The following is a 10,247-nucleotide window of genomic DNA, read 5'->3' on the forward strand; positions in this document are numbered from 1 at the left end:
ACAGCTACTACACCTAATACATAAACCATCCAATCTAATGACATCATACTATGTCCTCCTTTTCTAATTTCATATTATCATGTCTGAAATCGTTTTCATACAATTTTTTACCCATTTTCAGCCAACGTATCAAATGGTAAAAAAACGGATATATAATGTATCCGTTCACTTTAATTATTTATCTTTCTTACTCATTCTTATTTTTTTAAATATTTCATACTGACGCTGTAGCTCTGTTTCTTCATCAATAAACATTCCTTTTGCCTCTAGTATTCTCTCAATTGCTTGAGATGGATCCATTGTATGATATGGTAAAAACAACCCTCTCAATTCTTTTGGTTTTATAATTTTGTAAACTTGTGAAGAAGATAAATCGTAGGTAAATGAAAAATATCTGTAGATATATCCAATCCAATACATTTCATTATGCGTATATTTTACAGAACCATAATCAGTAGCTCCATATTCTTCATCTACTAACGTTAAAATATCATTTGCCTGAATATTACTATCCAAAATCGATTGATTATCCAATCTTTTTGCGATCTTACTTTTCATAAATCGCCTAATAAATATTTCTGAACTTGACTCCATCTTATCAATAGAATTTTCAAAAGCTTTTGCCTGAAGCTCGCACAAAAGCAAACCATCCCTATTTATTTTCTTTATTTCCCTCATGCATCACACCTCTTTTTACACTAAGATTTCATCGATATATTTTCCTTTTCCTCTATACTGCTTTCTTGCTAATTTAACCTTATTATCTCCAAACCTTGACTCTTCTAGTCGAATATTTTTATAGTATTCTTTTTCATTAACCGAAATATAGCATCGCTCTAATGGCTTAATCTGAGACAATGCTCTTTGAGTTTTAAAAATATATTGCATCCCAAGATTTGTTGCAGCCAAACAATGCTTACACTGCTCATCTGTAATCTCGCCATCGATAAAAGAATTAATAATTTGAAACATACGATTATCAGCAATAGGAGCAATTATATAATCACAATCCTTTGTATTTTCTATAAGTTTTTTTATTTTAGGATGATTTTTATATTCATCAAGTGCACCTCTATAGTACGCAATTGTCATCATCCATTCTTGATCCACTTTATACCTCTTGCATTTCAAATTACTGTCATCAAAACAAAAATAATATACAGAAGAATGTTCAAATCCTGAAACAAAAGAAATAGCTTGTTCATAGCTTTCACCTGTATAGAACCCTTGTCCAAAATCATTATTATATCGACCTTTATGAATGTCTATATCCCCAACTATTTCACTTTTTGCTCCATGGAAAAGTAATTTTTCATTTTGAGTTAAGTCATCTCGATAGAGCATTTCCTTTAATCTGTTAATTTTAATGTTTTGTGCAAACGCAAAAGCATATACACCCTCCAAGAAATTTGCTGATGTATCTAAATCATCTAATTCATTTCTTGAAACAGTAACCTGCTCAACTCCAATCTTATCTGCAAATTCGCTTTGTGAAAGTCCTAAAATTTCTCGAATTGACTTCAAATCCTCTGAAAACTTATATTTCATCCTACTCACCATCCAACTTGTTTATAACATATTACTTAAACAAGTTCAATATAAACTTGTTTATATCACATTACTTAAACAAGTTTTATTTACTTTTTCAAACAATCTATGTTTTAGACATCGATAATGTCAATTAAGATGATATGGTTGGCTTGAATGAGGGCACGAGTATGAACAAGAACATAATGGGGTATTTTAAATCTATCCAAACGTTTATTAGAAGTTTATTCTATAAACAACAAGAACAAACAAAACAAAATAAGTGTACACTTCAACAAGAAAAGTATTTAAAGATTGGTGCGAATATTTGTAATATTGGATTTAGATCCAAACGTGCGTATGAAGATTGGCAAGAAGATATTTTTAATCAGATATCTGTTGGTAATCTAGTATATTGCACTATGCCAGTTACAGATAAAGCTTTAAAAGCCATACCTGAAGGACACACTACAAGGCCTTTTTTGATTGTAAAAAAAGGAAAAGATGAGCTCTATGGATATGCATGTGCAACACATCCTAAAAGCTTAAGATCTTACGAGAAACATATATTTACCAATGAAGTATATGATTCTCAAAACTCTCGATACAAAGATTCTGTTGTGCAATTTGATTGTGCTTATGTCATTCCTATTGCACATATCCAATATATTTATAAAGAATTAGATGAGTATTGTGTCCGTCAGATTGCCAGAGAATTAAAAGCCTATGCCAACATTCGAAACAAAGCTATATTAAATTTTGATATGGAGATACCCATTCATAAAGGTGATATCTTTAAAATCAATAAATCATACTATTACTTCAATGACATGAAGGATAATAAATACGAAATGTATAAGTGTATAAATGGTGGTGACTTAACTGATTATAAATATTTTCGGTTCAAAAACATTCCACGCTCTATAGATTTCTCTAATACATATACATTTGAAGATTTAGATATTAACACATTGATTGAAGTATCCTGCACATGTCGAAATGACTGGGTAAATAAACAATTGAATAAACCTAAGCCAAAAGAAAAAAAGAAACAATACGAACGTAAATTAACGCCTGGAACCATTATTTTTGAAGAACCATGGATCATCTATCTATTTGATTGTGACAACACATCTTATGGAATCAACTACAACAAATTTAAAAATCACACATGCGAACTTGTTGAATTTAAACTTGATATGGATAAAGCTACTCATATTGTATTTACCGAACAACAATGTGCTTCTATCTATAAGGCTTTGATTGAACAAAATGATGTTCATATGGAATATCTAAACAAGCGTTTAAATTCTATTGAGAATACAACACTACTTCCTTATGAATTAGAATATCCAGTTGGAACCATTCTAGAAAGTCGTTTTGATGAAATTAAATATGTGTATCTATATACCTACAATAAGAAAAAGTTTGGTTTAAAAATGCATTCTAAAAATCATAAAAACAAAGTTGTTCCGATCAACGCCAAAGAATTAGATGTTGTGGATCATTTGCAGTTTGAATGCATGAAAGAAGAATTAAAAATCATTCAAAAAACCGCTTTGGATGTTGTGCGAAATATTTTAAGGGACATCGATCAAAATTTAATCAATCATGATTTGGAACACTCTATTTCCTTTAGTCAAAAATATCCTGTTGGTACCGTGCTATCTTGTACATACAATGAATCCGAAGAATATATGTATCTATTTACAATTAACGATACACACTATGCGATTTATTTAGAAGATGCTTGTGAAGGTGTTTATATTGTAGAACCAATTATCATATATGACTATAAACCAAATGGTGAATTAGTTGATGAAGATACGAAAGAGATATTAACAGGTATCTTAGAAACAACACAGAGGCTGAATACCTATAATTGTACAAAAGCATTATTAGAACAGCTTGAGGCATGTTAATATTAAATAAAGGAGGCTATTTTAATGGTCGATAAATTACTCAACGATGCCAGTTATCGTTCCTACTGGCGGGGCTATGAATACTTTAAAGAAGGACGTGTAAAGAATATTCAAAGATTTGATGGCACCACATATTCGGCAATTGTATCTGGTTGTGAAGACTATCATGTAAAAATTGATTTTGCACACCATAGAAAATCTACTTGTGATTGTCCCCATGCAGAAGGAAGAAGAGTTGTGTGTAAGCACAAAGTCGCATTAGCTTTTGCGGTATCTCCGGAGGCATTAAAAAAAGCAGATGACATAATGGAAGAACAATTAAGATATCAAGCTGAAAGAGAAAAACGTGAACACGAACAATACGAACGAATCAAAAAGAAAGTCATGGAAATGAGTTTGGAAGATTTAAGGGACTACGTAATCTATCAGATGATCGAAGATGAAAACAAATATGATCCAAACTATGATGATGAAGAATTTTTCGATTGGTAAAAGAAAAAGCAGTTTAACGACTGCTTTGTTTCATATATTCAAAATATTCTCTACCTACTTTATTCTTCTTCCAGTTTTGTAGGATCTTGAAACCAGGATATGAGAAGATGACTTCACATAGTGTTTCTACAATCATACCTGTAAAGGCACACACAACACATTGTACCAATGTCCATCCAAAGAATTGGTGTGACACGATCAATGCGAATGTTAGATTGTCGCAAAACTGACCAATACCCGTAGATACATAAGAGCGGAATGCATACGATTTGAAATTGCTGTTGTTGTTAGAAATCTTGCCTAACATGGAATTCGTATAGTTATTCACAATGGCAGAAACAATAAACGCAATTGTGCTTCCAAATAGTACATACCAAGTACCACCAATTGTTCCGTCTAATGCCCCATTAATAATGGCTTCTGATCCTTCTACATAGGATTCACCCCATACGCCAGGAATCTTTGATGCCAAGAAGAAGACTAGGCACATACCTAAATTCACCAACACAGCTACTAGTGATGCTTGTGTTGCAGCTTTAGGACCAAAATGTTTTGTGATGACATCCATGCATAAGAATGAAAGCCAGCTTACCACAATTCCACAATCCAGTGCCATAAAGCTAAATGGCAAGTTAATACTTTTGTTCGCCAAAAGATTCATGGTGATGACCGAAACAATAAAAAGTGTCATCGTAAGTGAAGGTATACTTCTAAGTAATACACTCACTTCTTTAACTTCCGTTTTAATTCTATTCATTTTTTACCCTCCTGTTTTTTTAAAGATGGTTGGGAAGCAAAACATCTTTGTTCAAACCATAATAGTCTAATATGATTTTAATAATTTGTCAAAATTTGAATCACTTATGCTATGATTAATTTCGGTGATATATATGACAATTAAACTATACGAACAAGAAGGTTACCAAACAACATTTCATGCCCATGTTGTTTCATGCGATAAAAAGAATGAATTATATGACATTATTTTAGACCAAACCCTTTTCTTCCCTGAAGAAGGTGGACAAACATGCGATAAAGGAACGTTGAATGGCATCGAAGTAGTGGATGTTCAAATCATAAATGATGAAGTGCATCATTATACTCACTCTGCATTAAATGGTGATGTAGAAGGTATGATTGACTGGACTCATCGCTACACGAACATGCAACACCATACTGGTGAACACATTCTTTCTGGATTGATGCATAAAGAATTTAATGTGGATAATGTCGGATTTCATTTAGGCTACAATGAAATTACAGCTGATTATGCGATGGATTTAAATCATGATCAAATCCAAAGAATTGAAGCTTTAGTGAATTCTGTCATCTTTTCAAATAAACCTGTCAAAACCTATTACTTAGATGATTATTCCAACATTGAATATCGAGCAAAACTCGACCTAGCTAAACCACGCCTTGTTGAAATTGAAGATGTCGATTTATGTGCATGTTGCGCACCACATGTAAAGAGTACCATTGAAGTAGGATTGTTTAAAATTGTGAAATCCATGAAGATCAAAAAAGGTACACGCCTATTCTTCCTATGTGGAAAACTTGCCTATGAAGATTATGTCTTAAAACATGATCAGGCTACTCAAATCTCCAATCAATTATCTTCAAATATAGAAGCTTTATCTTCAAATGTACAACGCGTATTAGATGAAAATTATGCTTTGAAACAAAGAATCAAACAATTAAATAAAGAAATGATTGATCATTTAATTATTGAACATAAAGAAAATCAAATTGTTCTATGTGATGAATTGGATCGAGATACACAATTGTATTACTACAATAAGCTTATATCTTATTGCGACAACTCTGTTCTACTTGTTTCTAAACAAGAAGATAATTATCGTTTCATGACAAATTCAAAAGACATCTTCCTACAACTAAAGGAAAAACATCAAGTTAGTGGTGGAGGAAAAAATGATTTCTATCAAGGAACACTAGATACAGTAAATGAGCAGCTATTTGATTAGCTGCTCATATTTCTTGTATTGCGAGTGTATTTAAGGCATCCAAAATCTCTTCTTTCGATAAACATACCATTCTATGATTGGCATCATAATAATCTGATTTTTTAATAAATCCCATAAGATCACGATACTTCACAAGCCGATCATTTAAAAACACATACCACTCTTCGATTCCCTCAATTTGATTCAATACCACATAAGGCTCTACCGGAAGAATTGTTAAAATATCCGCACCAAGTGCATACATACCAATTCTTCTACCGTGTGCATTATAAATTCTTGGTGTTGCATAATAAGCATCTAAGGCTTGTTGATTATGTAGATATTGACCAAATAAATCTAAATCTGTGCCAAAATCATTCAATTCATTTTCCCCAATTGAAATGGGGTGAAGAATGCCAAAGATTTCAAAATACTTATGATCCGTTAGTTTACTCTTTAAATCCATAAGTGCATCGGCACTCGTTCTTTTATCATACACCATCTGTAGATCGATATCCTTGATTTCCATTAGCCAATCATCTTTCACAAATTCATTGGTATCCATATATTCACAATAAACTTTCACTAAATAATAAAACAACTGAATTTCATCCATACTTGTAGGAAGACTTAAATTTAGACAAATATCATGATTCTGAATATAAATTTCAATTCCTCTTTGAAGATACTTACGATCAAACAAGATGGTATGATCCCCAATCTGATTTGGAATCAACTGACAATTTTCATCCATGACTCCAAAAGATAAGTGGGATAATTTAACTAGATCATCAATTATAAACTTCTTTCTACGAAAGAAACCCTTCTGCATAATACGAATATTCACAGACATACTAACACCTGCTCTCTACCAAAATCATACACTGAAACAAGTGTTTTTTATAGTTAAAACCATTTTTTCTTTTTGAAGTAAATCACTTCTAAAATAATAATCAATATACAAACTCCCATCACAATGAAATATCCATAGGAACTATCTAATTCTGGCATAGCCCTAAAGTTCATTCCATACCATCCAGTAATTAAAGTTAATGGCATAAAGATAGTTGTCACAATTGTCAAAAACTGCATAATTTGATTCTGCCGCATCTCCACTTGTGTTTGATGCATTTCACGAAGCTGTATAGAATATTCTGCCAAACGATCCGTAACATTCGATAAGCGTGTTAGTCTTTTCTCTAATGTTTCAAAGCCATTATAAAATTCCTGCAAGTTTTGTACCACTTCAATCATCTGATCATAATACGAATCAAAAGTACTTATCGTTTTTCTCATTTCAAATATCTGTGATTCATAATGCGAACCCTTATGCGACATCAATTGCTCTTCTATTCTTTCAAGCTTCATTTCAAGTTTTTGTAGAAACTCCATATCTTCGTTGATTAAAATATTGATTAAATTTAAAACACACTCACTTGGTGTATTTCCGGAAATCTTTTCCTTTAAAACATGATCCGGATCATATAGTACAAAACTGGTTTCACCCACTTCAAAACTAAACATCTTTTTATTCTTTGACCTTGATTTTGCCGGAACCCAAAAAGAACCCGATAATTGATTATTTTCTTTATGTATTCTGCAATAATGAATATGATTTAAACGCTTTTCATTGATTACTTCTACCTTCATAATTTCTCCTTCAAAAAAAGAATACACCAAATAGGCGTATTCTTATAGTTATTCGATTGGAATAAATTTATTTTCTTCGACTTGTTTAGGTGCTTCCTTAGGAACAACGATCTTCAATTCACCATTGTCAAAGGATGCCTTAACATCTTCCTGATGAATACCTTCACCAACATAGAAGCTTCTTGAATAAGATCCACTGATACGTTCCTTACGAACGACACGACCTTTTTCATCCTTGTCTTCTGTGTTCGAACCATGAGTAGCAGTTACCTTTAAATATCCATCTTTCAATTCCATCTGGATATCTTCCTTTTTTACTCCAGGAAGTTCCATGCTCATTTCATAGTTTCCATCTTTTTCCACAATATCTGTCTTCATGACATCACTTGTAGTGTTTCCTGTAAAGAAATCATCAAATAAATCAAACATTGGATAGTACTTCATAAATATCGCCTCCTGATACCTTATTCAATAGGGATAAATTTGTTTTCTTCAATCTGTTTAGGTGCTTCCTTAGGAACAACGATCTTTAATTCACCATTGTCAAAGGATGCCTTAACATCTTCCTGATGAATACCTTCACCAACATAGAAGCTTCTTGAATAAGATCCACTGATACGTTCCTTACGAACGACACGACCTTTTTCATCCTTGTCTTCTGTGTTCGAACCATGAGTAGCAGTTACCTTTAAATATCCATCTTTCAATTCCATCTGGATATCTTCCTTTTTAACTCCAGGAAGTTCCATGCTCATTTCATAGTTTCCATCTTTTTCCACAATATCTGTCTTCATGACATCACTAGTTGTGTTTCCTGTAAAGAAATCATCAAATAAATCAAACATTGGATAGTACTTCATAAATATCGCCTCCTGATTACTAGATTATGAAATCTATCTTCAAGTTACGGGATATCTTTTGACTTATCTCTAACTTCAATTATCATTATAGTCACTTTTTTAGCACTGTCAACAGTTAAGTGCTAATTATTTTATAAAAAATTAAAGAAGCATTAGTAGCTAAATTCACCAATGCTTCTGTATTTACCAACACTGTTTCTTGTACGTTCTATATGTTCATACTCTGATGTCATTCCTGGAACCGTATATGCTTTACGGTTCTTCTGCTTTCTGGAACAGCTCATTCCTTACGATCAAGCATTTATTCAGAAATTCAATAGTAGTTATACATGTTTTCTAAAGTTAAGAAGTGTTCTTAGACTGCATTATAAATTCTCGAGTGTTTGACTTCTCATGATAAATTGCTACATTGTTTTCCTATTATTTTCTATACTTACTCCGTTAACCCCAACAACCAGTCTCTTGCATTGATTCGCCTAATTCCATCATATTGTTCTTCCGGCTCCTCATCCATCGTTAGGATTATCTTTGGATAATGATCTCTAATTACCTGCAATGGGCGAAGTTCTCTTTGAAGTGTACTTTCGTCATGTGTCGTCAATGCCACCTGATAATATATTGTTCCCCTGCTATTTTTTGCCACAAAATCCACTTCAAAAGTACCGATTTTTCCAACATACACATCATATCCTCGCCGCAACAATTCTAAATACACAACATTTTCCAAAATATGTCCAGCATCTGCCTGCCTTGACCCTAAAAGCATGTAGCGCATTCCAATATCAACAATATAATACTTTTCAAGTGTTTTCAGATATTGTTTTCCTTTGATATCATACCTTTTCGTCTGATAGATGATATAGCTTTCACGAAAAGCCTCCAAATATTTTTCTATCGTTCTCGTATCAATCTTTCTTCCTGCTGATGTCATCGTATCCGCAATTTTTTTTGATGACAATGGGTTTCCTATATTATCAAAAACAAACTGTAGAACACTTTTTAACATCATAGTATCTGTTATCTTTTTTCTATTTACAATATCTTTTACAACAATCGTGTTGTAGATCCCTTCCAGATATTCCCTAATTTCATTCGGTTGATTTTTTAATTCCAATGTATAGGGAAAAGAACTATTTTGCAGATATTCCGCATATTTTATTCCTCTATCATTCATACTTCCTGTACTTTCCATATATTCACGAAATGATAACGGAAGCATCTCAATCTGTACATATCTTCCAGAAATCATCGTTGCAATCTCACTGGATAGCATATAAGCATTCGAACCTGTAACATAAATATCTACATTGTTCTTTATATATAAACTGTCTAATACTTTTGGAAAATCTGGCACGTTCTGTATTTCATCCAGAAAAATATATGTCATTTTATTTGTCACCAAATGTTCTTTCAAATAATTATATAGTTTTTTATAATCCGTAAGTTCCTCATAATCAAGATCTTCAAAATTAATCGCAATAATCTGTTCTTTTTCTACATTATGTTGCTTCAGATAATTTTGATAAATTTCCAACAACATTGATTTACCACATCGCCTTACTCCCGTAACAATTTTAATTAATTTCTTATCTTTCCAGGCAATTAATTTTTCAAGATATTCTTTTCTTTCAACAATCACACAATCACCCCATATTCGGTTTATATATTATATTATAATCCAAAAAAGCAATAAGACACAACAGTTTTTGCGTTGCAATGTAATAACTGTTGTTTATTTATTACTTTTTGCATTTAATCGTCAACTTCCCGCAATATTTATACATCTATACAAATAAACATCCCGTTGTGCTGTCACAACGGGTATTTTTTTA

General features: G+C 32.2%; 11 protein-coding genes. 3 read left to right on the plus strand and 8 right to left on the minus strand.

Annotated elements, in window-relative coordinates; all coding sequences use genetic code 11:
* Window positions 1-174: 174 nt before the first annotated feature.
* Together Q0F04_RS10320 and Q0F04_RS10325 are read right to left on the minus strand one after the other, a co-directional pair.
* On the minus strand, window positions 175-678 hold the full coding sequence (locus Q0F04_RS10320) for an antitoxin (protein ID WP_295753009.1): 504 nt from the start codon (window positions 676-678) through the stop codon (window positions 175-177).
* Between the two features lie 15 nt (window positions 679-693).
* Entirely contained in the window at window positions 694-1,548 is an 855-nt protein-coding gene (locus Q0F04_RS10325; RefSeq protein ID WP_295753010.1) for a DUF3990 domain-containing protein, read from the minus strand.
* A gap of 170 nt (window positions 1,549-1,718) precedes the next feature.
* Here Q0F04_RS10325 and Q0F04_RS10330 point away from each other — a divergent pair, with 170 nt between their 5' ends.
* On the plus strand, window positions 1,719-3,449 hold the full coding sequence (locus Q0F04_RS10330; protein WP_295753012.1) for a hypothetical protein: 1,731 nt from the start codon (window positions 1,719-1,721) through the stop codon (window positions 3,447-3,449).
* A 24-nt stretch (window positions 3,450-3,473) separates the two neighbouring features.
* The gene (locus Q0F04_RS10335) at window positions 3,474-3,941 is read left to right on the plus strand and encodes an SWIM zinc finger family protein (RefSeq protein ID WP_295753014.1); all 468 of its coding nucleotides are present in this window, start codon (window positions 3,474-3,476) and stop codon (window positions 3,939-3,941) included.
* 13 nt (window positions 3,942-3,954) lie between these two features.
* On the opposite strand, the gene Q0F04_RS10340 is transcribed toward Q0F04_RS10335, so the two are convergent.
* Complete coding sequence (locus tag Q0F04_RS10340; RefSeq protein ID WP_295753016.1) at window positions 3,955-4,698, minus strand: VUT family protein; 744 nt, start codon at window positions 4,696-4,698, stop codon at window positions 3,955-3,957.
* A gap of 133 nt (window positions 4,699-4,831) precedes the next feature.
* Here Q0F04_RS10340 and Q0F04_RS10345 point away from each other — a divergent pair, with 133 nt between their 5' ends.
* Window positions 4,832-5,926: an alanyl-tRNA editing protein gene (locus Q0F04_RS10345; protein WP_295753018.1), complete on the plus strand. Its 1,095-nt coding sequence runs from the start codon at window positions 4,832-4,834 to the stop codon at window positions 5,924-5,926.
* Between the two features lie 4 nt (window positions 5,927-5,930).
* Here Q0F04_RS10345 and Q0F04_RS10350 read toward each other — a convergent pair whose 3' ends face one another.
* From Q0F04_RS10350 to Q0F04_RS10370, 5 genes are all read right to left on the minus strand, one after another.
* Window positions 5,931-6,758 (minus strand): DUF4299 family protein, encoded by an 828-nt coding sequence (locus Q0F04_RS10350; RefSeq protein WP_295753019.1) that lies wholly within the window; start codon window positions 6,756-6,758, stop codon window positions 5,931-5,933.
* 53 nt (window positions 6,759-6,811) lie between these two features.
* Window positions 6,812-7,555: a CorA family divalent cation transporter gene (locus tag Q0F04_RS10355; RefSeq protein WP_295753021.1), complete on the minus strand. Its 744-nt coding sequence runs from the start codon at window positions 7,553-7,555 to the stop codon at window positions 6,812-6,814.
* 48 nt (window positions 7,556-7,603) lie between these two features.
* Entirely contained in the window at window positions 7,604-7,999 is a 396-nt protein-coding gene (locus Q0F04_RS10360; protein WP_295753023.1) for an Hsp20/alpha crystallin family protein, read from the minus strand.
* 20 nt (window positions 8,000-8,019) lie between these two features.
* A complete protein-coding gene (locus Q0F04_RS10365) occupies window positions 8,020-8,415 on the minus strand; it encodes an Hsp20/alpha crystallin family protein (RefSeq protein ID WP_295753026.1) in 396 nt (131 codons plus the stop codon).
* Window positions 8,416-8,848: 433 nt separating this feature from the next.
* Window positions 8,849-10,054, minus strand: a complete 1,206-nt coding sequence (locus Q0F04_RS10370; RefSeq protein WP_295753028.1) for an ATP-binding protein — start codon at window positions 10,052-10,054, stop codon at window positions 8,849-8,851.
* Window positions 10,055-10,247: the final 193 nt, after the last annotated feature.

The sequence above is a fragment of the uncultured Holdemanella sp. genome (genome assembly GCF_934772795.1).
Taxonomy (GTDB): Bacteria; Bacillota_I; Bacilli_A; order Erysipelotrichales; family Erysipelotrichaceae; genus Holdemanella.